Genomic DNA, 25,951 nt, shown 5'->3' with positions numbered 1-25,951 from the left:
ATAGTTAACAATGCAAATACACCCTAGGAGAATCTTATGCGTAGCAATGGAGTTATTGTGGACGAGCAAGGCAAATTGAATAACTTTGCTGTTGAGCCAAAAATGTATGTCCAAGCCGATCCTCGTACTGGCTTTACTCCCTACGCTGAAGCCCTCAATGGACGTTTGGCAATGATTGGGTTTATTTCACTGTTAGCGTTGGAAGCGTTTAGTGGTCAGGGATTGATTGGCTTCTTGTCCAGCCTCTAGTGAAAGAAGGCTCTTATGCAGGAGGCTTTTATGAATATTGCTTGTAAGGCAAGCTTTTTAACATTTTTCAACTGGATAGTTATTTCCGCCACACTGCACTAGATGTAGCGAAAAAAATACAATACATCTTCACCAAGTTAATCGGGTGGAGCTTGAGTCAGGTTATTATTTCCCTGACTCTATTTTTATGGCAATATCTAATCGGTTAGAGGAAATGGGCATAGCCAATAACTAGTGACAACTAAAAACCAAAAACTTACAACTAACAACTAATGCAGAGATGGAAAACTATCAACTCCAAGCTTGTCTTTGACAACCCTTGGTGTCAAGTCAGGCAAGATGAGGTTGAGTTACCAAATGGCATCGTTCTTGATGATTATTTTGTCAATATTAGACCTGATATTGCGCTTGTACTAGCAGTAACGCCAAAGCGAGAAATTGTCTTTGTCCGTCAGTATCGCCACGGTGTCAGTGAAATTCTTCTAGAACTTCCTGGTGGTTCATTTAACCCACAATTAGAAGATGGCTTAACAGCGGCTCGAAGAGAATTAGAAGAAGAGACGGGTTATGTTGCTGAGCGAACAAATCTAATAGCGACTTTATACGATAATCCTGTAAAAGATACAAATAAAATTTATTTAGTTCTTGCAGAGAATGCCCAGCCTTCGGGTACACAACAACTGGATATCACAGAAGATGTTGAAATCGTATTAATACCTGTGACAGAGGTTTTAGAAAAAATTTCAACAGGAGAAATTTGTGTCTGTGGAACAATTGCTGCTTTATTTTTAGGTTTAAACCTTCTGTCTTTTGAATAAATCTTCTTTATTTACAGAGGGTAGTAAAGAGCTTGTGTTAGCACCAAAAATATAGCAACAACGCTCAAGTGGCTAAGCCACTTGAGCGCTGCTGGAGATTCTATTTCGATGGTATTGCCGATAAGTAAGCTGTCGAACATTTAACCTGCAAGCTGCTATTTAGCCTATTGATTGTAGGATGGGTATCCTACCATCCAGATTATACAAGTTAAATGTGCAGCAGCTTATTGAAAGTGGTATAGATAACCGCGCTTACAGGAAGTACATCAGCTAATATAGCGTTTTCCATGTAACTGAGGTACACCAAGCTTTTTTATATCAAGCCTTTTGATATTGAAGTTGTACCTCACCAGATCGAGAAACGCTATACCGATGTTCATCGTTCTACGTCCATCTCTCCACTAGGAAACAAGCTTTGTAAGAAAGAAACCGCGAAGTGAACGCACTACAGAAAACTAAGTACTGAGTACACGCTTATATAGGGTAGTGACAGGGGTATCGCGTCCGCTATCTCGGAAAAGCAAAAGAAATTCTTTTATCTCCATCGATTAGCGATGGTTTACAAACTCCATGTCATTGCTTATCTGCAATGACCTACTTGAGAACCAACAATACTCTTTCATCATCTATGCCCTCGTGCGGCTTAGATCAATTTCCTGGTAGTTAGGAAACTAGCAGTAAGCGGCGATATCTTCACCACATTCATCAGCTAGATAGCACAAAGCACGGAAGCGCAAGGCAACCACTTCCTCATAAAGCGGATTTAGCTTGCACATCGGCGGAATGTGAAAAAGGGTATGACCTAAGAGTTTAACGTCACGCTCAAACGGACACTGCGCCGGGATCAGTTTGCAAAGGCGGTGTGCCAATTTGGGATTGCGGACTTCAACGTTGTCAAGCCACTGCCGTAGTGGCTGAAGCAGATCTAAGGTTTTCTTCGGTTGGAGGGGATTGGCAGAAATTGGCTTCTGTGAGGACACCCTTTGGGGATGAATCCAAGCCCAGGTTGTGTGAACTAGATTGGGTGTTGTATACTCCGATACATTCATGATTACTTTCCTGTGTCCGGAAGAAGCGAACCGCATCGCTTGTAATTAACCTACAACTGCTTAGCTATCCACACCGGATAAATCCCGGTGAATTTTTTGGCGGGCTGCCAGGAGCAATTGGCACTTCCCAGTTGCCTAGAAGAGCGAAGCTTTGTTGTTATTACAGGTATGTCGGTTCTGTATGGTCTGACCCGTTAGTAAATTGATTGGGTCACTTCACTGCTGCAATCAGCAGCTGATCTTAAAACAGGATTTATCAGGTACATTTAGTCAACAGCAGGAGTAAATGGGTGAAAATGCCTATTGATGGCAACGACTATGAATGTCAGGTTTATGAAAATTTTTAAAGTTGACCTGCTTGTTGATATGTTCTCTGAAACCACAAGAATAGTGCCTGAGTAATCTCACTGAACTTTGAGTAAAGTTTGGCGTAGTGGTTCAGTAACAACACTTAACAGCATAACTGATAACGTTTGTAAACGGCATAAGTAAAAAGACTGGCTTTGACGCTGGAATGTTTCCCAATGTTAAGCCAGTCTTTTCCGAGTTAATAAGTTGTCAGCAAGGGGCATTGCCGAGACCCTACACGGTGTTGTAGTGGGTCAGTCCTATGTGGTTAGTGATTAACAGCCCTTACTCAGATTTTGATTACTGAATCAGTGTTTAGGAGGCTACCTTAGCTGTTGAGCGTCGGCGTCTACCCGTTACCTTAATGGGTGGCTCCTCCGGACTTTGCAGTAAGAAGACTAACAAGGGGCAACTCTGAAGTTCACGTCGAGCTAAACGCTGGAGGTCACGCTCAATTTGTGTTTGCAAGCCTACCCAATCAATTTCAGCTTGTTCTCCCTCAAAGGACTTAGCAAATTCTGTCCAGCGATCGCTTAATGTCCGCTCGATCGTCTTTATCACCAACTGTTGTAACAAGGACTTCTCAACTGCCGAGACAACCCCCCGTAGGTGAATTTCTGGCTTGGCAAGTAGTTTGCCCTCCCAATCCACAGCAGCGGCAACAGTCACGACACCGTCTTCTGCTAACTGCTGTCGTTCTTTGAGCACGCTGTCATGAACAACACCGCTTCTATCGACCAACTCAACTCCAGATGGAACTTTGCCAGTAACACCAATACTATCCGGCGTTACCGACACGACATCACCGTTGTTGATAATCACCGTGTTTTCCGCAGGGATACCCATGTTCTGCGCCATCTTGGCGTGCTGAACCAGCATCCGATGTTCCCCGTGAACTGGAACGAAGAATTTCGGTCGAGTCAGGGCAATCATTAGCTTCTGATCTTCTTGAGAAGCGTGACCGGAAACGTGAATTCCCTTGTCGCGACCATAGACGACATTGGCTCCTTGTATCATCAGCTTGTCGATGGTATTCACCACAGCAATGGTGTTACCAGGAATTGGGTTAGCTGAGAATACCACCGTGTCGCCCTCACGGACTTTAATTTGTCTGTGTTCTTGGTTAGCAATGCGCGTCATTGCCGCCATTGGTTCACCCTGAGAGCCTGTTGTGAGAATCAGTACCTTTTCTGGAGGTAGATTGCTAACAGCGTGTAACGGCTCAAACAAGTTGTCTGGGCACTTAATGTAACCAAGATTACGAGCATGGGCAATGACATTGAGCATCGAGCGACCAACCACCGAGACAACTCGGTTGTGTTTTTGCGCCAGTTCCAGAATCATATTCACCCGGTGAACCGATGAAGCAAATGTCGTCACCAGTAATCGTCCGGGTGCTTGAGCGAAGACGCGGTCAAGATTCGGATAAACAGAGCGTTCTGAGGGTGTATGTCCTGGAACCTCAGCGTTAGTGGAATCACTCAATAGACAGAGAACACCTTTTTCACCGTGTTCTGCCAGTCTTTGAAAATCAAAGAATTCACCATCTACTGGCGTGTGGTCAACTTTGAAGTCACCCGTATGAATCACGATACCAACTGGCGTGTGAAGAGCAATAGTAAAGCTATCAGAGATGGAGTGAGTATTGCGAATAAATTCGGCAACGAACGAAGTGCCAATTCGCACCATTTCACGAGGTTCGACGGTCTTCAATACCGTGCGATCAGCCACACCTGCTTCTTCGAGCTTGCCTTGTAGCAATGCCATAGCTAGACGTGGACCATACGTGACAGGAATGTCGAACTGCTTTAGGTGGTAGGCAATCCCACCGATATGGTCTTCGTGTCCGTGGGTGACAATCATGCCCTTGATTTTGTCACGATTATCCCGCAGATAGGTCATATCGGGAAGGACAATGTTGACGCCATGCATTTCATCGTTGGGGAAGGCAAGTCCTGCATCTATAAGGACAATTTCGTTATTGAACTCAAAAATACAGGTGTTCTTACCGATTTCATGCAGCCCGCCGAGGGGAATAATTTTTAGGGCGGGTGTGGATTCTTTATTAGTCATTTGCCTCCTTTGAGGTTGTGTTTTCATGTGAGTAAAAGTTCCCGCTTTTGTGCGGTGGGTAAGTGTTGGGTAAGTTTAAAGAAAGCGCGGCAGCGTTGGCAAAAGCATCAGCCTTCTCAGAATCATCAAAACCTTTTAAACCGATAATCATTCCGGCATTACGCAAAAAAGGAGATGATGGCTGAAACGTGTGCTTTATTGTTTTTTCTATCTCCTAGCTGTTAGCAACAATTAGAGAGTGCGAAACGGCTGGAAGAGGAATGATGTAGTAACTATCAAGAGTTATCCATAAGAAAGATTTGTTTGTTTTTTGGTGAAAAGTTTGTAGTAATATCTGGCTTATTTAAAGTAGAGAAAGCTCAATCAAAACATCCTCTAAGCTTTTTGCAAGGTCATCTGGCAGTTCCGATAACGGTAGGCGAGGTGAGCCTACTTCCCAACCTTGTCGTTTCAGCGCTGCTTTGAGAGGGATGGGATTAGCTGTGCAAAAGAGAACTTGAAATAGGGGAAAAAGTTTTAAGTGGATGTCTGTTGCTACCTTGATTTGACCAGATTGAAAGGCTTGGATCATCTGTTGAAGCTGGTTGCCGACTAGATGACTCGCAACACTGACGACACCAGTACCTCCAACAGCCAGCATCGCTAAGGTAAAGTAGTCGTCACCTGAGTAGATAGCGAACTCCGTTGGTGTCAAGCGCCGTAGTTGGCTTGCCTGGTCAAAGTTACCCGTAGATTCTTTAAGGGCAACAATGTTCGGAATATCGGCTAAGCGGGCAACGGTCTCCGGTTGGAGATTTTGACCAGTACGACCGGGAACATTGTAGAGTATCAAGGGAAAATCAGGACAGGATTTTGCGATCGCCTGAAAATGCTGATAAAGCCCTGACTGGGGTGGCTTGTTGTAATAAGGAACGACTTGTAATGAACCATCTAATCCTAGTTTAGCGGCTTTTTGCGTCGCTGTGATCGCTTCTTCGGTAGAATTCGACCCTGTGCCTGCAATTACCTTGGCTTTACCTGCCACCGCTTTTTGCACCACCTGAAATAACTGATACTCCTCATCCCAGCTTAGAGTCGGAGATTCACCCGTAGTGCCACAGACCACAAGAGTATCCGTGCCGTTATCAGCTAAATGAACCGCTAGCTGCTCTGCAACCTCATAATTCACGCTGCCATTTTCTGTAAATGGCGTGATCATTGCCGTCAGCACACGTCCAAAATTGCTCACCCTCTTTTCATTCCTCCTTGGCTTTTTTGGTATTGCTGCCGTTCTTTAGAGCCTATCCGAAAAGTCATGATGGTGACACTCAACCATTTATGTTCATCTATATGCTTCTTGGGTTTCAAGTTTACTTAAATTACTTTTCACTTAATAAGCAACCGTTGCCGTTGCCGCCATCGGTTTTAGCCAGTTTCGGGCAACTAGCAACTCGGCAATTTGCACCGCATTCAATGCAGCACCTTTACGAATCTGGTCTCCACAAAGCCAAAGTTCTAGACCGCAGGGATGAGAAAGGTCTTGACGAATCCGACCTACCAGTACTTCATCACGACCTGTTGCATCAATTGGCATTGGAAAATAATTTGCCTTCCAGTCTTCCACCAGTCGAACTCCAGGAGCATTAGCTAATATTTCTCGTGCCTCTGCTACTGGCATGGGCTGCCCAAATTCTAGGTTAATCGCTTCTGAGTGAGCACGTAGTACAGGAACCCGTACACAAGTTGTGCTGATTCTTAGCTGAGGCGCATTAAAAATTTTGCGCGTCTCATTGACCATCTTCATTTCTTCCTCACAGTACCCCTGATCATTCAGGGGTGAATTGTGGGGGAAGAGGTTAAAGGCTAAAGGATAAGGAAAGCACTCTGTAGGCGGGGTTTCACCCTTTAAAATCGCCTCCGCTTGCGCTTTGACTTCCTCCATCGCCCTCATGCCAGCACCACTAGCCGATTGGTAGGTTGCCGCAACAATTCGTTGCACTGGCTGTACCTGATGTAGGGGCCAAACCGCCATTGCCATCAAAATTGTCGTGCAATTGGGATTGGCGATAATTCCTTGATGGGTTGCTGCTGCCTCAGGATTCACCTCAGGAATGACCAGAGGCACTTTTGGGTCAAGACGAAAGGCACTGGAGTTGTCGATGACAACTGCACCCTTTTCGGCAGCTTTGGGAGCAAATGCTTTTGAGGTTGCTCCTCCAGCTGAGGCTAAGACTAAATCAACATTATCAAACGAATGGTCTGATACCGCTTCCACTGGCAGATTTTCGCCTTGGAAGGAGATTGTACGCCCAGCAGAGCGGGGTGATGCCAAAAGCTTCAAATCGGCAAGGGGGAAGTTGCGGCTATGCAGTAATTCCAATAACTCTGTACCTACTGCACCCGTTGCTCCTAAGATGGCAACACGAATTTGAAAAGACAAATTAATTTCCTCCACCAAATCAAATCAAGAGATACTTCCAACACTGGCTTGAAGAGCCGATAAAAGTTGTTAATTTTTTTTAAGCTTATTAGTTACTCTTCCGTGAGTTTGGACGTTTTGTTTGCCTGAGTACAGCGATATCCTAAAAAGACCTGAAATTCTGAGTTCTCGAAGGGTAGGGTATACGCTCTACGATCGCAAACGCTCGCCACGCGCTCCTAATGTACTATCATCAGATACGGAAACCACAAGGACAGCCAAGAGGGTTGTCTCCAAGGCGACCACAAGGGAAAAACTGCTAGATGCTTATACTTACTGGTTGCAAAACCTAGGATATCACGAGAGGCCTACATTCATCCCTCGAAATGCCCCTCTTAAATCAGGCATCTGTTGAATTATCCGTCCCGAATCATTGAAACGAAGAATCTATTTAAGTTGTCTGACACCAAAGCATCAATGAAAGTTACTCAGGAAAGACTGCCGAAGAGCCAGCTCGGTCTGGAAATTGAAATTCCCGCCGAAACGACCAAAAAAGCCTACGAAAAGGTCGTGCAAAACCTCGCCCGCTCTGCCAACATTCCTGGGTTTCGTAAAGGGAAGGTACCGCGCCAGATTTTGCTTCAGCGGATGGGTCCACAACGAATCAAGGAAGCGGCTCTCGAAGATTTAGTTCAAGATGGTCTCAAGCAAGCGATCGAGCAAGAATCGATTAAAGCGCTGGGGAACTACAAGCTAATCTCCACCTATGAAGAATTGACTAGCCAATTTCAACCGGGAGAACCGCTGACGTTCTCGGCATCGGTTGATGTTCCGCCGGAAGTTCATTTAGGTGATTACAACGGTTTAAGTGTTCAAGCCGAGGAATCCCAGCCTGACCCAGAGTCTGTTGATAAGTTCTTAGAACAGCGCCGTACTGAGCAAGCGACCCTTATCCCTGTAGAATCTCGTCCGGCACAGATGGGAGATGTAGCCGTCGTCGATTATGCCGGTCGATTAACGGGTGAAGGCGAAGAATCAACGGAAATCCAAGGAGGACAGGCAACTGATTTTCAAATTGAACTAGGGGAAGGACAGTTTATTGAGGACATCGTTAAGGGGATTGTCGGGATGAATCCCGGAGAAACAAAAGAAGTCCCTGTGTCATTTCCTGACGATTATCCGCGAGAAGATTTGGCAGGCAACTCAGGGGTTTTCAGCGTCACCCTTAAGGAACTCAAAGAAAAAGAATTGCCAGAGTTAGATGACGACTTTGCTCAAGAAGTTAGTGAAGTGGAAACAATGGCAGAGTTACGGGAATCCCTAGAAAAGCAATTTCGGGAAAAAGCCGAGGAAGAAACAGCTGCAAGTAAAGAGCAAGCGCTAGTAGAAGCACTGCTGGAGAAGGTTGAAATTGACCTTCCCGAAACAATGATTGAGCGGGAAATCGAGACGGTTTTGACACAAACAGCGATGCAGATGGAAGGCTACGGGATGGATATCCGTAAGCTATTCACGGCTGAAATGATGCCACAGCTTAAAGAGCGATCGCGTCCTGATGCAATTCTGCGACTTCGGCAGTCTTTGGCACTTCAGGAAGTTGCCAAGCGCGAATCTCTCACCGCCGAACCGGAGGAGATTGAAGCCAAAGTTAAAGAATTGCTGGAGCAGTTTGCTGGACAAAGTGTTGATCCAACGCGGGTGCGTGAAGTAGTCGAGTCGGATTTACTCAAAGAGAAAGCGATTAAATGGCTCGAAGAACACGCGACTATTGAACTGGTACCCAAAGGTTCCTTAACAACTGAAGCGGTCGAAGCATTAGAAGAAGTTAAAGAAACAGAAGCAGAAGCAACTTCCCAAGAGGAGGTTGATGCCTCTACTCAAACCATTGACGTAGAAGCAGAGTCAACCCCAGAGGAATAAGGAGTCTTGAACTAGTCTTAACACTCAGTTCAGTTTTTGTTGTTGATCGATGTAGGGGGTGAGTCGTGACTTAAAGAAGACTCACCCCACAACTTTTTCGGTAACCCGGAAAGTTAGTCCTTATGCAGTTGAGGCATAATGGTCACTAGAAGAATGGTTGGTGCCTTGAGCTAAGCTATCTTTTGGGAAGTTATCCTGTGAGTAGGCTTGTACAGCACCACTGTCAACTATGATGCCTTAACGTTTCTTTTATGCTGCAATCCCAGTCCTCTGACTACCAATTCACCAGCTTGAGTTCCCCGGAGATTTACTCCGTCATTCCCAGCAACATCGTCCCGATGGTCGTAGAGCAGTCTGGTCTGGGTGAACGGGCTTTCGATATCTACTCACGGCTTTTAAGAGAGCGTATTGTATTTTTAGGAACACCAGTAGACGATACTGTTGCTGACTCAATTGTTGCCCAACTCCTGTTTTTAGACGCTGAAGACCCAGAAAAGGATGTCCAACTGTACATCAATTCTCCAGGTGGTTCTGTGACAGCAGGTATGGCGATTTATGACACCATGCAGCAGATTCGCCCGGATATTGTTACTATATGCTTTGGTTTAGCCGCTAGCATGGGAGCGTTTCTCCTTGCAGGCGGAGCTGCTGGTAAGCGTATGGCACTACCCAGTTCTCGGATTATGATTCACCAGCCTCTTGGTGGTGCCCAAGGGCAGGCTGTTGATATTGAAATCCAAGCCAAAGAAATTCTCTACCACAAACGGACGCTGAACAATTTACTCGCTCATCACACAGGTCAACCCATCGAAAAAATCGAAGCGGATACTGAGCGCGACTTTTTCATGTCAGCGGCGGAAGCACAAAACTACGGTCTGATTGATCAGGTCATCACCAGGCAGAACCTTCCTTCATCGGAAGCTGCTGTTACTCCTATCAAGTAAGAGGCTTCTTATGTCTAAATACGACTCCCATCTAAAATGTTCGTTTTGCGGCAAGTCTCAAGAGCAGGTACGCAAGTTGATTGCCGGACCGGGAGTCTACATCTGTGATGAGTGCGTTGACCTGTGTAACGAAATTTTAGATGAGGAGTTGCTTGATTCGAGTACTCCAACACCTCAGCCAGTTCCCCCTAAAGAACCGCCTCAAAAGCGCCGGACTCGTGCTTCTGGTCTCTCGTTAACTCAGATTCCCAAGCCGAGGGAACTGAAAAAGTATCTCGATGAGCATGTGATTGGTCAGGACGAAGCTAAAAAAGTTCTCTCGGTTGCCGTTTACAATCACTACAAGCGTCTGAGTTTTGTCCAGTCGAAGAACCATAACCATGGCAAAGCAGCTACGGAGGATGGTATTGAGCTGCAAAAGTCGAACATTCTCCTGATGGGCCCTACGGGTTGTGGGAAAACGCTGCTGGCTCAAACGTTAGCGAGTGTCTTGGATGTGCCCTTTGCTGTGGCAGACGCGACAACGCTGACAGAAGCAGGATATGTCGGGGAAGATGTTGAAAATATCTTACTGCGACTGTTGCAAGTGGCAGATCTTGATGTAGAGGAAGCCCAACGAGGGATTATCTACATTGACGAAATTGACAAGATTGCCCGTAAGAGTGAAAACCCCTCAATTACAAGGGATGTTTCTGGTGAGGGCGTTCAGCAAGCCTTGCTGAAGATGTTAGAGGGGACGATCGCAAATGTACCCCCACAAGGTGGGCGTAAACATCCTTATCAAGACTGCATTCAGATTGACACAAGCAACATCCTGTTTATTTGCGGTGGCGCATTCGTTGGTCTGGATAAGGTAGTAGAGCAGCGCATTGGAAAGCGCTCTATGGGCTTTGTTCAGCCAGGGGAAGGTCAAACGAAGGAAAAGCGGGCAGCGGATGTTCTGCGGCATTTAGAACCGGATGATTTGGTCAAGTTTGGCATGATTCCGGAGTTTATCGGGCGTGTGCCGATGGTTGCGGTGGTTGACCCCCTCGACGAAGAAGCGTTGATGGAGATTTTGACGGAACCCCGTAACGCACTGGTGAAGCAGTATCAGAAACTGCTGAAGATGGACAGTGTGCAGTTGGATTTCAAGCCAGATGCAATTCGTGCGATCGCGCAAGAAGCCTATCGCCGTAAAACTGGAGCAAGAGCATTACGCGGCATAGTTGAAGAATTAATGCTGGATGTAATGTATGAGCTACCTTCTCGTAAGGATGTAACCCGTTGCACTGTTACACGGGAGATGGTAGAGAAGCGCTCAACGGCTGAATTATTGGTACATCCCTCTTCCCTACCCAAACCAGAATCAGCGTAGTTGTTGTTAGTTCTTAGTTGTTGATAGATGTGATTGCTTGAGAGTACTTAGTTTTTGAGCAATAATCACAAATACAAATAACAAATAACGAATAACAAACAACAAACAATGCCTCTAATCAACGTTCGCGGTGTCGAACATCACTACGAATGGATATGCCAATCAACAACCTCTGAACAAAAGCCAGTGATGGTTTTTGTTCATGGCTGGGGGGGTTCGTCTCGCTATTGGGAAAGTACGGCTAATGCCCTATCTGATACATTTGATTGCTTACTTTATGATTTGCGAGGATTTGGGCGATCGCGTTTACCTGAAACATCGATAGAGTTACTCTACGAAATGGAGGAGTACGCCGAAGATTTGGCGGTGTTGTTAGATGCTCTAGAACTCAAGCGAGTTTATCTCAACGCTCACTCAATGGGTGCTTCTGCGGCGGCGTTGTTCCTCAATCGCTATCCAGAACGAGTAGAACGGGCAATTTTAACCTGTAGCGGCGTTTTTGAATACGAAGAGAAATCCTTTACTGCTTTCCATAAAATTGGCGGTTATGTTGTTAAGTTTCGTCCTCGCTGGTTCTTGCACGTACCCTTTGCTGGTTCATTGTTCATGGCGCGATTTTTGCACCGTCCGTTACCTTCAGCAATCAGTCGTGCATTTTTGGAAGATTACCTTGTCGCAGATTACACAGCCGCTTTGGGAACAATGTTGACATCGGTAAGCAAATATGCTGCTGAAGTGATGCCTCAAGAGTTTGCGAGGCTTAGTGTATCGACACTTCTTATTTCTGGCGAATATGACAAGATTATCCCAGCAGAGTTGGGGCGTCGGGCAGCACAGTTGAGTGAAAAAATCGAGTATTTTGAGATTTCCGGTACGGCTCACTTCCCGATGTTAGAGAAACCAGAGATTTACCTGGAAAAGGTACGAGAGTTTTTGGGTATAGGCTCTCCAGCTACAGCTTAAGCGATCAGTAGGTCGGTATTAATATTTACTGTTGAGGCAAGGTAGACGGCAGACGGCAGACGGCAGAAGGGAAGAGGATTTTAGTCTCTTAACTTTGTTGACATACCTTCGTTTATTTGTGTCTACCTACTTCGCAATTTTCTGTCTTCCAGTGCAATAGCAGAACGCTATTTGAAAATAATAAAACCCCTAGCCTATAAAGACTGGGGGTAGTATCAGGGTGCATCTACTAAATCTTTATTCCCAAGGGTAGACGCTACTTTCCGGATAAATTTTTAACTTCCTACTGATACTGGTGCTACATAACGCTTACAGAACTCCAACACTACTGACAAATCGCTAGTTTGCTGCGGATAGTCAATAGCTGGACGAGCAATAATGATTAACGGGATACCCAATTGAGCCGCAACAATTCGCTTAATCTCTTCTCCCCCAGCTCTACCAGAAGCTTTTGTTACAACAAGGGATATGTTCCACTGCTGCCATAAGGCTTTTTCTAACTCAGCCGTTATGGGAGGACGCAAAGCAATGATTCGATTTGGGCTAAATCCTGATGCGATCGCAGTTTCGAGAGACGTTACGGCTGGTAAAATCCGGGCAAATAACGTTGCTTTGTCTTGCCAGTTTTGAAATAAAGGTAAAGCTTTATAGCCAACGGTAAGTAACACCCGTTGCTGGTAAAGGTAATCACCTGCTACAAGCGCCTCAAAGCTATTTAACGAAATCACTGGGAAGGACTCGGTTGGCTTGTCAACAGCTAAGCGCTCAAAGCGTAGATAGGGGATTTGGCGTTTAGTGGCTACCCTCATCGCCATCTTAGAAATTTCCACCGCATAAGGATGGGAAGCATCGAGGATAGCAGCAATTCGCTGTTCCTGCAAAAATTGTTCTAGCTGATCGGCATCTAAGCGCCCTACCCAAACTTGCAACACAGGAGTTTTGGGATAAAGAGTTTGAGCGGCTTGTGTTGTCACAGTTATTGTACAAGGTTGGCTCAGGGATGCGATCGCAGCCGCCAACTCAGCACTCTCAGTCGTACCACCAATCAGCCAGAGACGTTCACTAATCAACAATTATCCAGTAGTACTTAACCCTTCAAAGCTCTATTAAAGTTTTTGCGATAGGACTGATTAGTAACAATCAAAGCCGGCCACAGCAGAGACAAGCGAATCCGGTTAGGCAAACTCCGGCTGAAGTTAGTCCGCTCAAAACCCTTCCAAAACTTCCATGCACCGTAGCCATAAATCCCCAACAAAGCCAAAACAATTATTGCTTTCATCTAAATCAACTCCATGACAACTGACTAAGTTAACGCCGTCCAAGCTTTTCTTTGAGTCAATTTCCGCACGTATCAATAAAACTACCTTGCTGTAGGCGCTTCGGGTTCCTCAAAAGTGAAATCAAACATTCGCCTAGCGTGGGGGAGTCTACGGAATTGATTCCAAAGACAGGTCAAAGTAGCATTGATCCAGTTTCTAGTCTATCCATTCCATTGCCCAGTTGTGGAGGGAAAGACCTTCTAAACTCCTGAACGTCTTGGTTCTCCCCTCCTTTCTAATTCATTGATAAAACTTGCCTGTGACAAAGAAAAGCGCGATCTTCAGAGTAAGTCGCGTCTTGTGGAGGATATCGTAAGTTTTACCATCATAAGAGACTATTAAAGAAAAGCGGAATGTAAATCATTACGATATAACACCGTAGAGCGCCCAAAATAGGAGGACTTATGCGAGCAGTGCTGATGGCTGGCGGTTCGGGAACACGTCTCAGGCCGCTGACCTGTGATCTTCCCAAACCGATGGTTCCGATTCTCAATCGACCCATCGCTGAACACATTATCAACCTACTCAAGCGACATCAGATTACAGAGGTGGTAGCGACACTGCACTATCTCCCAGATGTCATGCGAGACTACTTCCAAGACGGTAGTGACTTTGGTGTACAAATGACTTACGCCGTCGAGGAAGACCAGCCTCTAGGTACTGCTGGGTGCGTAAAAAACATTGCTGAATTACTAGATGACACATTTTTAGTAATTAGTGGCGACAGTATCACCGACTTTGATCTGACCGCTGCCATTGAATTTCATAAAAGCAATAAATCAAAAGCAACATTAGTGTTGACCCGTGTTCCCAATCCTGTTGAGTTTGGCGTCGTCATCACGGATGAACAAATGCGGATTCGACGGTTCTTAGAAAAACCGTCTACGAGCGAAATTTTTTCAGATACGGTTAATACTGGAATTTACATTCTGGAACCTTCTGTCCTGGACTATCTTCCGGTCAATATGGAAAGTGACTTCTCGAAAGATTTGTTTCCCTTGTTGCTGGAAAAAGATGAGCCAATGTACGGCTATATTGCTGAAGGGTATTGGTGTGATGTTGGTCATCTGGATGCTTACCGTGAAGCGCAGTACGATGCATTACAGCAAAAGGTAAAGCTAGATTATGCTTACAAGGAGCATAAGCCGGGATTATGGATTGGTCAGAATACATTCGTTGACCCGACGGCTAGGATTCAAACTCCAGTGCTAATTGGCAGCAACTGTCGGATTGGCGCACGGGTCACGATTGAGGCAGGAACAGTCATTGGTGATAACGTCACTATCGCCACTGACGCTGACTTGAAGCGTCCAATTCTTTGGAATGGTGCCATCATTGGCGAGGAAGCTCATCTCCGTGCTTGCGTGATTTGCCGGGGTACTCGTGTAGACCGTCGCGCTCATGTGTTGGAGGGTGCTGTTGTTGGTCCTCTATCAACTGTTGGGGAAGAAGCACAAGTTAGCCCTTATGTGCGGGTTTGGCCGAGTAAGAGGATTGAATCTGGGGCAACGCTAAATATTAACTTAATTTGGGGCAATACAGCACAACGCAATCTCTTCGGTCAACGGGGTGTTCAAGGATTAGCGAACATTGATATTACCCCAGAATTTGCTGTGAAGTTGGGAGCTGCCTATGGTTCTACCTTAAAATCCGGTTCCCAAGTAGCAATATCCCGTGACCAACGGAGTATATCCCGGATGGTTTCACGGGCTTTAATTGCGGGTTTGATGTCTGTGGGTGTCAATGTCCAGAACTTGGAGGCGACAGCCATTCCGATTACTCGCATGATTATCCCAACGCTTTCTGTAGCTGGTGGAATTCATGTGCGAGTGCATCCCGATCGCCCTGATTACATTCTCATCGAAATCTTTGATGCCAAGGGAATCAATATCTCTAAAGGGCAAGAGAAGAAGATTGAAGGGGCGTATTTTAAGGAAGACTTGCGGCGATCGCAAATTCATGAAATTGGCAATGTTACTTACCCTAGCCAAGTCATGGACCTCTACAGCACAGGCTTTGAGAAGAGTTTAAATATAGAGGCAATTCGTCACAGTAGCTCCAAGGTTGTAATTGACTATGGTTACTCGGTTTCCGGTGCTATTCTCCCGATACTACTGGCAAAGTTTGGTTGTGATGCCGTTGTCCTCAATGCCAGTCTGAACCAAATGTCACTCTCGGCAGTTGAACGAGAAGGATTGCTGACTCAGTTAGGTCATGTAGTCGAGGCACTGAGAGCAAATTTTGGTGTCCAAGTATCAGCGAATGGAGAACAGCTGATTTTAGTGGATGAATCGGGAATGCCAGTACGAGGTGAGATGTTAACGGCGCTGATGGTGAGCGTAATGTTGACGGCTCATCCCAGAGGGACTGTAGTCGTACCTGTACACGCATCAAGTGCAGTGGAGCAAATTGCGCGGCGTCATGATGGTCGAGTGATTCGGACGAAAGCGAATCCTACAGCCCTGATGGAGGCAGCTCAGGCTAATCCTAATGTGGTATTGGGAGGAAGTGGGGACATGGGCTTTATTTTCCCACAACTCCATCCCGGCTTTGATGCGATGTTCTGTATCGCCAAGTTGATTGAGATGCTGACGGTGCAAGAGCGATCGCTAGCTCAAATTCGCACAGAACTGCCTCGCGTTTCCCACAAAACTTATACGGTTCGCTGCCCTTGGACGGTGAAGGGGGCATTAATGCGTTATCTCGTAGAAACCCATTCCAATGAGAATCTAGAACTGATTGATGGAGTGAAGATTGTCAACCATCTCAATGATAGTTGGGTGTTGATTTTGCCGGATGCTGGAGAGCCTCTGGTACATATCTTTGCCAATAGTGATGATAGGGAGTGGGCAGATAATACCTTGAGGAAGTATCGCAGCTACGTTCAAGAGTTTGTTGAACAAGAGGAGGGGACAGAGGCCCCCAAAGCGGAAGCTCTATTATAGAATCCGCTGTGCCTTCCGGAGCCTAAGTTACTGGCATTCAGTTGAAGATTTGTCGCACAACTGAGACGGCTCTCCTGATCGCTAGACCGACGGCTTTGGTACACTTGTTCTATCATGGATGAGGAGGACGCTGAACATTGGGCGGACTCCTTTATCCTTTTTTGCCTATTATTGGGATAAATTGCTAAGCTGTCGGCTAATAGCAACGATTGCACAGTAACAATTGCTACTGAAGTAGGCACAAGAACAGGCTGATTACTAAAAGCGCCAGGAGACTTGAACTATGAACACCTGTATCATAATGGCACAGATCATTCAAGATCCAGAACTTCGTTATACTTCTGATAATCAAACTCCCATTGCCCAGATGCTAGTTCAGTTTCCAGGACAAAGAGCAGAAGATCCTCCAGCAACTTTAAAAGTAGTAGGTTGGGGTAACTTTGCCAGTGAAATTAAAGAAAATTATTCAGTAGGCGATCGCATAATCATTGAAGGTCGCCTTAACATGAATACAATTGACCGACCAGAGGGGTTTAAGGAAAAACGTGCTGAACTCACTGCGTCTCGGATTCACAAACTAGGCGCTGACACTAGCTTTGAGCCACATGTCGCAGTACCAGCAACATCGTCTTATGAGGCTCCAGCCCCCACCTCTCCTCCAAAATCTAACAATGTTGTCGTACCAATGAGGTCACCTCGGCAATCAGCACCGATGTCCGATAGGAGTGATTTTGAAGCCGATTATGATTCTGAGCCAATGTTTGAACCCGCTACAGTAAAGACGGCTCCTGTTGGTAATGCAGATAGCCAAAAAGATTTGGATGATATTCCCTTCTAGCTATAGCTATCAGCAGTCAGCTTTCAGCGGTCAGCTTTGGGTCAAATCGGCTCTAGTTAAGGAACGCTCTTCTCCCCTTAATTTCCTAACATTCGTGGCTACTGCTATAACTGCACAGGCAACATTGCCTTAGGAAAAGAACCGAATCTTACTACCTTGCCAATCCTGCTGAGACTATTCAGTGGGAAATTTGTCTTGGGTACAACGGCAATAGAAGGGCGTGACACTTTTGCGATCGCACCTGGCTAAACTTTACATCTAGATAAGCCAGGATTGCCCCTTAATATGATTGCAAAAACTTATAAATTCAATTATTTTTATTTATAATCGTTCCTCCTACAAAAAATAGGTCGTGTTTCAACTTCTTTATCCACTGGTTCATAGCCTCCAGCCATTTCTAGTGCCTCTGTGCTTCTGCCTAACCTGGGGGTTAATCATTCTCTTCTTCTTGACAGTCTTGTCAGCCGTTCAAGAAGGTGTAGTGACTGCCAAACGCTTGCATCAAATCCCTTGCACGAATTGCCAGTTCTTCACTAACGACCATCGCCTTAAATGTACGGTGCATCCCTCCGATGCCAATACTGAGGCAGCAATTTACTGTTCAGACTATTGTTCCAGAAATAGAAATAATCAGGCGAGTGCCACTTAGGCTGTAGCCTAGCTTATGTGGTTATCAGGGCTAACAGGTTATGCTGGTTCAAAAGCTAAATGCTTGTGTAGAGTTCATTGCGGGGGATGGTACGCAACTCAGAGAGTTGTTGCACCCAGATAAGCAACCACTAGAGTTGCGTTATAGCTTGGCACACGCAACCGTCCCTGTGGGGCAAACTTCGGCACCGCACTCATTAACAACGTCTGAGGTTTACTACATCCTCACTGGCACAGGTGAGATGTATATTGATGATGAAATTCAGAAAGTGGAACCGGGAGATGCGGTGTACATCCCCCCAAATGCCAAGCAGTTTATCCGTAATTCTGGAGTAGAACCCTTAGTATTCATCTGCATTGTTGATCCAGCTTGGCGAGAGGAAGACGAGACAGTTTACCAGATGTAACTGCTGCTAAATTAGAAAGCTTAAAACAACAACAGCACTCAATCTAGACCTACCGCTTGATTTCCTCTTTTGAGCAATTTAACGCGGAGTTGCAATGAACTAACCCGTTCAATTGTATTGCTCCCAGTTTTCTAGCTGAGGAAATATCAGTTTTCCAGTTGAGCGCTGATGTTGTTGTTTAATGAGACAGATGTTAGATAAAACAGCGGTTTTTTACCTCTTTTCTTGAATGTGAACTTCGCTGTGGTTTCTGTCAGAGAAGCTTTGTAGCTTCAATTACTAATGTACCTACTCTCTCTTCTAGATACAAGCAAATGAAATGTAAGTTTACTTTTTGAGGATAACTACTATTAACATTGCAAAATAAAGTTAAGTGAGAATCGGGTGTTAGGGAATTGTTCCTAATCTAGTTTGATGGTAGATTTTTAAATAACAATACTACAAAAAAACTGAAGGCTTCTTCAACAGTAGGGATAGCGGTTACCACGATTGTGTCGCTTTCTTGAGCCGTGCCTTCATGTTTTTCCGATCGCGCTGCCGATCTGATAACCTAAAAGCGTATTAAATATTCTTGAATGAGAGTCAGCTAGTGAAGCGGCGTGAGTGGATAGAGTTACGAGAGCTTTTTGGCAAAGAGGCAGTAGACGAAGTGCTTGCCAATCAGCAACACTATGAGGAATGGGCATTTAATCACTCTAAAGAAGTCTCCAAAGCCGCTCGACTTCTATCTGAACTGAGTAACGACACTCAGGCGGCGGTGCTGTTTGTAAAGCAACTAGATGCTGCACTGAAAGGCGCTTTGATAGTTACAATGCTTCGGTATTACACAACTCGCTAAATTACTTGGTTTTCAGGGAAACGAGTTTCGGTAACGGCTGGACATTACGCTAAATCTTTCCCGTAACCATATACAGCAAGAAAAAGGGGAGTAAGAGCCACCTCTTTACCCCCCTTAGCCGCAAGACTTAGAAAACTAGAATTTCAATAATCCCTGTTACGACAGACGCAACTAGAGCGATCGCTTTTATACTCCTGCATCTCTGAACTAGAACTCAGAGCCGTGTCTTTTTATCAATAAGACAGCACTGACTGATTACATCAAGCCGATTTGTTGCAGAATGTTTTGCCCTGTAATCCACTCAGTCGCTAAACCAATCACGAAGCCTAGCATCGCCAAACGACCATTCCAGGTTTCAGCAAAAGGAGTAAAACCAAACTTAGGCTTTTGTTCTTGCATTACTGTAAATTTAGGAATCCTTCTCTGTAATAAAATTTAACCTCATTTTAAATAAAAAGCAACATTTATTTAGATTCACTTCGAGATAAATCTGGTAGTAGAAATGCGATCGCTTCCAGAACCATCGTGCTGCTGAGTAGCACCATTGAACAAGAAGAACACAGAAGTTCAGGAGTTCAGGAGAGCATTGCGCCTCCTTGCAAAAAGGCAAAGTCTCTCGCGCCACTTCCAATCTCAACAACTACCCTGGAAATAAGTCGCAATATACCAATTTTTGCCATGAAACCCTTGCGTTTCCTGACACTCCTGCTTCTCCTGAGTGCCCCTACTGCCTGTAGCTTACCTAATCGCTCAATCGTAGAACCAACCTCATCACAGGCACAACAATCTCCCTCTGAGGAATCCCCTCAAACGGCACAGCAACCCGCTGAAACACCTACCCAGCCCAAACAGCAAACTGCTGTCCCAACAAAAAACCGTGTTCGTACTCAGCCACTAACGCCTCAACCGATTCAAATTACTCTCGACAATTTACCGGAACCCTTCGCTACCAATAGCGCCTCCAAGTCACCCAACGTCATCGACATACCGCAAAACCCAACCCTGAAGGTACCAGCAGGTTTCCAAGTCAACGTCTATGCTGACGGTTTGGATGCTCCACGCTGGCTTGCCTTGACACCCAGTGGTGATGTACTGGTAACCGAAACAAGGGCAAACCGCATTCGTATCCTGCGCGACACCAACGGTGATGGCGTTGCCGATGTCAACAAAACCTTTGCTACCGCGCAAAATGGTGTAGACATTCCCTTTGGTATGACCTTTGCGGGTAACACCTTCTTTCTCGCTAATACGGGTGAAGTGCGGCGCTACCGCTATACTCCAGGTCAACAGCAACTCAATGGCGGAGGGCAAAAAATTGCTGACCTCACCCCTGGTGGATATAACCAGCACTGGACACGTAACGTAGTCGCCGCACCCGATGGCAGAAAGCTCTACGTCACGGTTGGTTCACGCTCAAATGTTGATGAAGAACCACTGCCTCGTGCCTCTGTACAGGTTATGAACCTGGATGGTTCCAACCAACAAACTTTCGCCTACGGTTTACGCAATCCAGTCGGACTGAACTTTCACCCCACTACAGGCGAACTTTATGCCACGGTTAATGAACGAGATGGTTTGGGTGATGACTTGGTACCCGATTACTTCACCCGCGTACAACAGGGGGGATTTTACGGCTGGCCCTATGCCTACCTGACACCAAATCGTATCGACCCACGTCAAGCAACCAACGGGCAAAGCAAACGTCCTGACTTGGTAGCCCAAACCACAACTCCCGATGTCCTGTTCCAAGCTCACTCAGCAGCCTTGGGATTACAGTTTTATGATGGACAAACCTTTCCTGAAAGATATCGTAATGGTGCCTTTGTAGCCTTTCGTGGCTCGTGGAACCGCGACCAAGGCACTGGTTACAAAGTCGTCTTTGTTCCCTTTGATGCCTCTGGACAGCCTCAAGGCTATTACGAAGACTTCCTGACTGGGTTTCTCCTCGATCCTTCTAGACCAACAACTTGGGGACGCCCAGTTGGGTTACTAGTACTACCTGATGGCAGCCTGTTATTGACTGAAGAAGCGAATAACCGCATTTACCGCATTCAGTATCGTGGATGATTAGTTGTTGGTGGTTGGTTGTTAGTTGTTAGACACCATGAGACAAAAGCTCACAAACGTTGGGATGAAAATTTTTCTTACGCCTTCTGCCTTCTGCCCTCTGCCTTCTGCCTTCTTTTCAACGTTCACCTTAGTCAAGGGGATAAGGGGGGGGTTAGCCTATGGTGTCTTAGGTTTTGTGTCTACCTGCTTAATTAGCCAAGGGTTTGCCACCACTGCTAATGCTGCCAATCCCAAACATCTTGAACAACTACTGAATACTAAGGCTTGTCCTAAGTGTGATTTGAGGGACGCCCAGCTTAGTGATGTTAATCTCCTGGAAGCAGACCTAAGTGGTGCGAACCTAGATGGGGCAAATCTTCGAGGAGCAAACCTCGCCGGTGCTAATCTCAGCGGTGCTAAGTTAATCGGTGTCCAGCTAACGGAAGCTAACCTTCAAGGTGCCAATTTGAGGCAGGCAAAGTTAGGGCTAAAAGAAGAGGACTCTGAGGAAATTGTTGCTGATTTGCAAGAAGCCAACCTTCAGGGGGCTAACTTATCGGCGGCTGACCTTACAGGTGCGCTGTTGACTAATGCTAACCTTGCCCAAGCCCAACTCGATTATGCAACTCTGGCAGCGGCGGACTTGAGCGAGGTTGACTTGACTGGTTCTAACCTGGCAGGTGCGAATCTCTCTGAGGCAAATTTACAAAATGCACAACTGAAGATTGCTAAACTCAGCGGGGCAAATCTGAGTTACACCTTGCTCAATGGGGCAAATCTGGATACAGCAAATGCTGATAGTGTGAACTTGAGCGGTGCTGATTTAGAGGGAGCTTCTTTAAATGAAGCTGACTTGAATGCGGCAATCCTCACTGAGGCATCACTGGTGAATGTGAGTTTAATTGCTGCTAATCTCCAGAGAGCGAATTTGAGTAGTGCTAAGCTTACCGGGGCGACGTTGAAGGGTGCGGGTCTGAACCGTGCTAATCTGAGTGCGGCAAATCTAGAGCGTGCTGATTTGACAAATGCCAAACTTGCGATCGCAAACCTCACAAATGCCCAACTCACAGCAGCTAAACTTCAGTTTGCTTACCTACACAGTGCTAATCTTACTAATGCCAACTTGACTGGTGTTGACTTACGGTCAGCTCAACTGCGTTCTGCTGACTTAACGAAGGCTATCTTGGTAGGAGCAACCCTAGAACGCGCAGGTCTTATCAGTGCCCAGTTGACGGGGGCAAACCTAACTTACTCCAACTTAACCCTGTGCGACTTAAGGGGGGCAAACTTGACGGATGCTAATCTGAGTTTTGCCAATCTAAATCAAGCGGACTTAGAGCTTGCTTCAGTGGTTAATGCCAATCTCAGTGGTGCTAATCTGAGTGAGGCAAAACTCAAAGGTGTCATTGGGCTTAACCGATAGTAGTCGCCTAGTCACTCAGTGTATGTATAAGCTGCAAGCCGTCCTATCTTGTTTGCTTCAACTTGAAAGAGTCGAAGATGCCGGATAGCGTAAGCTACAGCTAGAAGAATGGAGTGGAGTTAGGCAGTAGATAGCAACGGGGCAAAAATCTGTGAGACTATAGCCAGATATCCTCCACTGATTGTCAAGAGCGTCATCTGACACTTGAGATAATCTGCTCTATCGTGCCGTGCCAAGGTCACTTCCCTTTGCTCACAAAAAGCATCTCCATTTATGCAACTGCAAAATTCTCTGCGTCGAACTAAGATTGTTGCCACGATTGGCCCTGCCACCAGTCGCCCAGACGTTCTGAAAGCGCTGATCAAAGCAGGTGCCACTACTTTACGACTCAATTTCTCTCACGGCACTCATGAAGACCACCAGCGCAGTATTCGTCTGATACGCCAAACTGCATTTGAACTCAATCAGCCAGTTGGGATTTTACAAGACTTACAAGGACCGAAAATTCGCTTAGGCAAGTTTGAGGAAGGCCCAATTGTCCTCAATAAAGGCGATCGCTATACCTTAACAAGCGAATTCATGCTTGGTAACCAAGAAATGAGTTGCGTTACCTACGAACCACTAGCGGATGAAGTGCCAGCCGGAGCAACAATTCTTCTGGATGACGGCAAAGTCGAAATGTATGTCGAAGAAGTAGACAAAGTTAAACGTGCTTTGCACTGTCGCGTCGTCGTCGCTGGCACCCTTTCCAATAACAAAGGCGTGAACTTCCCCGGTGTCTACTTATCCATTAAGGCGATGACCGATAAAGACCGGCAGGATTTAATGTTCGGTCTGGATCAAGGAGTTGACTGGGTGGCGTTAAGCTTTGTCCGTAACCCTCAAGATGTCTTAGAAATCAAAGAACTGATTGCTAGTGCCGGGAAACAGGTCCCCGTGATTGCCAAGATCGAAAAGCACGAAGCGATCGAGCAAATGGAGGCGATTCTCTCTCTGTGTGACGGCGTGATGGTTGCCAGAGGCGACTTGGGGGTTGAACTGCCAGCCGAGGATGTCCCTATCCTGCAAAAGCGACTGATTGCCACAGCCAACCGCTTGGGAATTCCGGTCATCACCGCTACCCAGATGCTGGACAGCATGGTTCACTCACCTCGACCGACTCGTGCTGAGATATCCGATGTTGCGAATGCGATTCTCGATGGTACCGATGCCGTGATGCTATCGAATGAAACCGCTGTCGGGAAATACCCTGTTGAAGCCGTAGAGACAATGGCGCGAATTGCTGTAAGGATTGAGCGGGAACAAATCAGTCGCAAAACCGAGGACACCCGACGCTCGATTCCCAATGCGATTTCCCAGGCTGTTGGTCAAATTGCCGAGCAATTACAAGCCTCCGCGATTATGACACTAACAAAAACAGGTGCTACTGCCCGTAATGTCTCCAAGTTCCGACCCTTCACACCCATTCTGGCAATAACACCCCACGTTGATGTTGCACGACAGTTACAACTTGTATGGGGAGTCAAACCCTTATTAGTGCTAGATTTACCCTCCACAGGTCAAACCTTCCAAGCGGCAATTAACGTCGCTCAAGAAAAGCAACTTCTGGCAGAGGGGAATTTAGTGGTAATGACAGCAGGTACACTCCAAGGCGTTCCGGGGTCAACCGACTTGATTAAAGTTGAGGTTGTAACCGCTGTTCTTGGTCAAGGAATTGGTATTGGTCAAGGTTCGGTTAGTGGCCTTGCTCGTGTGGCTCATCGCGCTATGGACGTGGGAAACTTCAACCCAGGAGAAATTCTCGTCGCCTCGTCAACTAATGCTGATTATGTCGAAGCAATTCGTAAGGCATCTGGAATTATTACAGAAGACGAAAGTCTAACGAGTCATGCTGCCGTGATTGGCTTACGTCTCGGAGTGCCAGTAATTGTTGGTGTCAAGAATGCTACCCAAATCATTCGGGATGGCGCCATTTTGACACTAGATACCCATCGCGGCTTAGTTTATTCTGGTGCAATTGGCGCAAGTCCAGCAAATGGAGTGCTGATGGTTTAGCCTGTGCGGTTGAACGATTCTTTGCGCTAAATACTCCTAACTCCCCATCCCTAGATATTCTTCTATCGGGAAGGGAGTAAGTGTATTGAACCAGAACGTTCTCTCCTCCTATGGCAAAAGGCAAAAGGTTGACGGGTCTTGTTTCTGTATGAAAGCGAGAGTCAAGAGTCGCTATAGCGACTGCTATATTTTCCCTCAAGTGTGACTATGCCCATAAGCCCCCATTTCTGGCTGAAAGGGTACGACTTCCTCTTTTACCTGCATTCCTAAGTGTTCCAGCATTGTCTGCAACACATGGTCAGGAGACAACCGTACATAATTAGGAGCAACCTCTATGGGTACATGGCGATTACCCAGATGGTAAGCGGCTCGCATTAGAGCCACTGGGATCTGAGATGTCACTGTTAGCACAGGTTCCGGTTTAGCAAGAATCCGAACAACCACGTCGCCATCCTCAGATTGCAGTAAATCCCCATTATGCAAAACAGTTCCTCTGGGTAGGCGCAAATACACTTCCTTACCATCAGCTGTATCAAAACGATGGCGTGTCCGGGTACGTTCCTCAGCAGTGAGCGAGAGGGTAAAGCTAAATGCTACCTCCTCCGTTGTAGGCAACCGTTGTGTAAGAGTCAGCATTGCGACAAAAAGAACTTAGTGTTTAAGCACCCAACGATCATTGGAGGCGAACCAATTCATTTTGAATTCGTTTGAGTAACTCCGAATCTGATTGAGCAGTCACAGTAATTGCATTAAATTGCGTCATTGTCAATCCTTGAGTTTCACCAATGTCTTTGGCTCGTTCGCAGTAGTTCACGGCAATGTCTCGAACATTACCTGGTAGAGCATAAATGGTGTCAGCTTGGGTGCAGCTAAAGTTAGGAACCTGCTCCTCGTTGATGATTTGCTGGATTTCGCTGTATGCTGCTTGACGGCTTTGCTCGATCGCTAAAACGGCTTTAGCGTAGTTTTCTACTTCTTCAACGCTAACTGTTGTCACAGTGGCGATGGGGGAGGGAGTCTCTGAGGCGGAATTAGAAGAACAGCTCGATATAATCGCTGTGGCTCCAAGCAGCCAAGCCATAGACAAGATAACCCTGATTAACGACTCCCTGCGGGATAGCTGTGTGGCTGAGGTACCGTAGCTAGTGGGAAGGAATGAACGTAGACTCACTACGGCAACACTCGCACGCCTCAGTATTTGGCTGGAGCAAGTTTGGCACATTAGAGCAAAAGGGTTCTTCATAAATGCAGGTGGCACAGGAAATGTGAAATCCTTAAAAACGTGCCTCTATCTTTCGATATTGCCTTGC

Annotated in this window: 23 protein-coding genes; 14 read left to right on the top strand and 9 right to left on the bottom strand. The window is 46.1% G+C overall.

The features are described 5' to 3' along the window. Positions 1-36: 36 nt before the first annotated feature. Both AC5JL3_RS10230 and AC5JL3_RS10225 read left to right on the top strand, forming a co-directional pair. Positions 37-249: a high light inducible protein gene (locus AC5JL3_RS10230; RefSeq protein ID WP_496074390.1), complete on the top strand. Its 213-nt coding sequence runs from the start codon at positions 37-39 to the stop codon at positions 247-249. Between the two features lie 272 nt (positions 250-521). After that, the gene (locus tag AC5JL3_RS10225) at positions 522-1,067 is read left to right on the top strand and encodes an NUDIX hydrolase (protein WP_496074389.1); all 546 of its coding nucleotides are present in this window, start codon (positions 522-524) and stop codon (positions 1,065-1,067) included. A gap of 671 nt (positions 1,068-1,738) precedes the next feature. Here AC5JL3_RS10225 and AC5JL3_RS10220 read toward each other — a convergent pair. The 4 genes from AC5JL3_RS10220 to AC5JL3_RS10205 all read right to left on the bottom strand — a co-directional run bounded on the left by AC5JL3_RS10220 (position 1,739) and on the right by AC5JL3_RS10205 (position 6,956). Further along, a complete protein-coding gene (locus tag AC5JL3_RS10220; protein WP_496074388.1) occupies positions 1,739-2,116 on the bottom strand; it encodes a Mo-dependent nitrogenase C-terminal domain-containing protein in 378 nt (125 codons plus the stop codon). Positions 2,117-2,779: 663 nt separating this feature from the next. Beyond that, entirely contained in the window at positions 2,780-4,537 is a 1,758-nt protein-coding gene (locus AC5JL3_RS10215) for a ribonuclease J (RefSeq protein WP_496074387.1), read from the bottom strand. A gap of 343 nt (positions 4,538-4,880) precedes the next feature. Beyond that, complete coding sequence (gene dapA / locus AC5JL3_RS10210; protein WP_496074386.1) at positions 4,881-5,765, bottom strand: 4-hydroxy-tetrahydrodipicolinate synthase; 885 nt, start codon at positions 5,763-5,765, stop codon at positions 4,881-4,883. 141 nt (positions 5,766-5,906) lie between these two features. Then, a complete protein-coding gene (locus AC5JL3_RS10205) occupies positions 5,907-6,956 on the bottom strand; it encodes an aspartate-semialdehyde dehydrogenase (protein WP_496074385.1) in 1,050 nt (349 codons plus the stop codon). 456 nt (positions 6,957-7,412) lie between these two features. On the opposite strand from AC5JL3_RS10205, the gene tig reads away from it, so the two are divergent. The 4 genes from tig to AC5JL3_RS10185 all read left to right on the top strand — a co-directional run bounded on the left by tig (position 7,413) and on the right by AC5JL3_RS10185 (position 12,119). Further along, on the top strand, positions 7,413-8,855 hold the full coding sequence (gene tig, locus AC5JL3_RS10200; protein WP_496074384.1) for a trigger factor: 1,443 nt from the start codon (positions 7,413-7,415) through the stop codon (positions 8,853-8,855). Between the two features lie 251 nt (positions 8,856-9,106). Continuing rightward, positions 9,107-9,799 carry an ATP-dependent Clp endopeptidase proteolytic subunit ClpP gene (gene clpP / locus AC5JL3_RS10195; RefSeq protein ID WP_496074383.1) on the top strand — a complete coding sequence of 231 codons (693 nt, stop codon included), beginning with the start codon at positions 9,107-9,109 and terminating at the stop codon, positions 9,797-9,799. 10 nt (positions 9,800-9,809) lie between these two features. After that, positions 9,810-11,156 (top strand): ATP-dependent protease ATP-binding subunit ClpX, encoded by a 1,347-nt coding sequence (gene clpX / locus AC5JL3_RS10190; protein WP_496074382.1) that lies wholly within the window; start codon positions 9,810-9,812, stop codon positions 11,154-11,156. Positions 11,157-11,264: 108 nt separating this feature from the next. Then, positions 11,265-12,119 (top strand): alpha/beta fold hydrolase, encoded by an 855-nt coding sequence (locus tag AC5JL3_RS10185; protein ID WP_496074381.1) that lies wholly within the window; start codon positions 11,265-11,267, stop codon positions 12,117-12,119. 275 nt (positions 12,120-12,394) lie between these two features. Here AC5JL3_RS10185 and AC5JL3_RS10180 read toward each other — a convergent pair whose 3' ends face one another. Together AC5JL3_RS10180 and AC5JL3_RS10175 are read right to left on the bottom strand one after the other, a co-directional pair. Further along, a complete protein-coding gene (locus AC5JL3_RS10180) occupies positions 12,395-13,189 on the bottom strand; it encodes a cobalt-precorrin-6A reductase (RefSeq protein ID WP_496074380.1) in 795 nt (264 codons plus the stop codon). 17 nt (positions 13,190-13,206) lie between these two features. Next, entirely contained in the window at positions 13,207-13,398 is a 192-nt protein-coding gene (locus AC5JL3_RS10175) for a hypothetical protein (protein WP_496074379.1), read from the bottom strand. A 444-nt stretch (positions 13,399-13,842) separates the two neighbouring features. On the opposite strand from AC5JL3_RS10175, the gene AC5JL3_RS10170 reads away from it, so the two are divergent. The 5 genes from AC5JL3_RS10170 (at position 13,843) to AC5JL3_RS10150 (ending at position 19,114) form a co-directional block, all read left to right on the top strand. Further along, positions 13,843-16,383, top strand: coding sequence for a sugar phosphate nucleotidyltransferase (locus AC5JL3_RS10170; protein WP_496074378.1), 2,541 nt, complete (start codon positions 13,843-13,845; stop codon positions 16,381-16,383). A 283-nt stretch (positions 16,384-16,666) separates the two neighbouring features. Then, positions 16,667-17,221: a single-stranded DNA-binding protein gene (locus AC5JL3_RS10165; protein ID WP_496074377.1), complete on the top strand. Its 555-nt coding sequence runs from the start codon at positions 16,667-16,669 to the stop codon at positions 17,219-17,221. A 352-nt stretch (positions 17,222-17,573) separates the two neighbouring features. Beyond that, positions 17,574-17,870 (top strand): hypothetical protein, encoded by a 297-nt coding sequence (locus AC5JL3_RS10160; RefSeq protein WP_496074376.1) that lies wholly within the window; start codon positions 17,574-17,576, stop codon positions 17,868-17,870. A 40-nt stretch (positions 17,871-17,910) separates the two neighbouring features. Further along, positions 17,911-18,276 carry a cupin domain-containing protein gene (locus AC5JL3_RS10155; RefSeq protein WP_192219223.1) on the top strand — a complete coding sequence of 122 codons (366 nt, stop codon included), beginning with the start codon at positions 17,911-17,913 and terminating at the stop codon, positions 18,274-18,276. Positions 18,277-18,847: 571 nt separating this feature from the next. Beyond that, entirely contained in the window at positions 18,848-19,114 is a 267-nt protein-coding gene (locus AC5JL3_RS10150) for a hypothetical protein (protein ID WP_192219224.1), read from the top strand. 255 nt (positions 19,115-19,369) lie between these two features. On the opposite strand, the gene AC5JL3_RS10145 is transcribed toward AC5JL3_RS10150, so the two are convergent. Then, positions 19,370-19,531 (bottom strand): chlorophyll A-B binding protein, encoded by a 162-nt coding sequence (locus tag AC5JL3_RS10145; protein WP_496074398.1) that lies wholly within the window; start codon positions 19,529-19,531, stop codon positions 19,370-19,372. Between the two features lie 261 nt (positions 19,532-19,792). Here AC5JL3_RS10145 and AC5JL3_RS10140 point away from each other — a divergent pair, with 261 nt between their 5' ends. The 3 genes from AC5JL3_RS10140 to pyk all read left to right on the top strand — a co-directional run bounded on the left by AC5JL3_RS10140 (position 19,793) and on the right by pyk (position 24,641). Further along, entirely contained in the window at positions 19,793-21,181 is a 1,389-nt protein-coding gene (locus tag AC5JL3_RS10140; protein WP_496074375.1) for a PQQ-dependent sugar dehydrogenase, read from the top strand. A 64-nt stretch (positions 21,182-21,245) separates the two neighbouring features. After that, positions 21,246-22,586, top strand: a complete 1,341-nt coding sequence (locus AC5JL3_RS10135; RefSeq protein ID WP_496074374.1) for a pentapeptide repeat-containing protein — start codon at positions 21,246-21,248, stop codon at positions 22,584-22,586. A 273-nt stretch (positions 22,587-22,859) separates the two neighbouring features. Further along, positions 22,860-24,641 (top strand): pyruvate kinase, encoded by a 1,782-nt coding sequence (pyk, locus tag AC5JL3_RS10130; RefSeq protein ID WP_496074373.1) that lies wholly within the window; start codon positions 22,860-22,862, stop codon positions 24,639-24,641. Between the two features lie 195 nt (positions 24,642-24,836). Here pyk and ureE read toward each other — a convergent pair whose 3' ends face one another. Then, positions 24,837-25,277: an urease accessory protein UreE gene (gene ureE, locus AC5JL3_RS10125; RefSeq protein WP_496074372.1), complete on the bottom strand. Its 441-nt coding sequence runs from the start codon at positions 25,275-25,277 to the stop codon at positions 24,837-24,839. 37 nt (positions 25,278-25,314) lie between these two features. Beyond that, positions 25,315-25,722, bottom strand: coding sequence for a DUF4168 domain-containing protein (locus AC5JL3_RS10120; protein WP_496074371.1), 408 nt, complete (start codon positions 25,720-25,722; stop codon positions 25,315-25,317). Between the last annotated feature and the right edge of the window lie 229 nt (positions 25,723-25,951).

It is taken from the genome of Symplocastrum torsivum (assembly GCF_059505465.1).
Note: the sequence above shows the minus strand (reverse complement) of the source record. Positions and strands in the feature narration are given on the sequence as shown.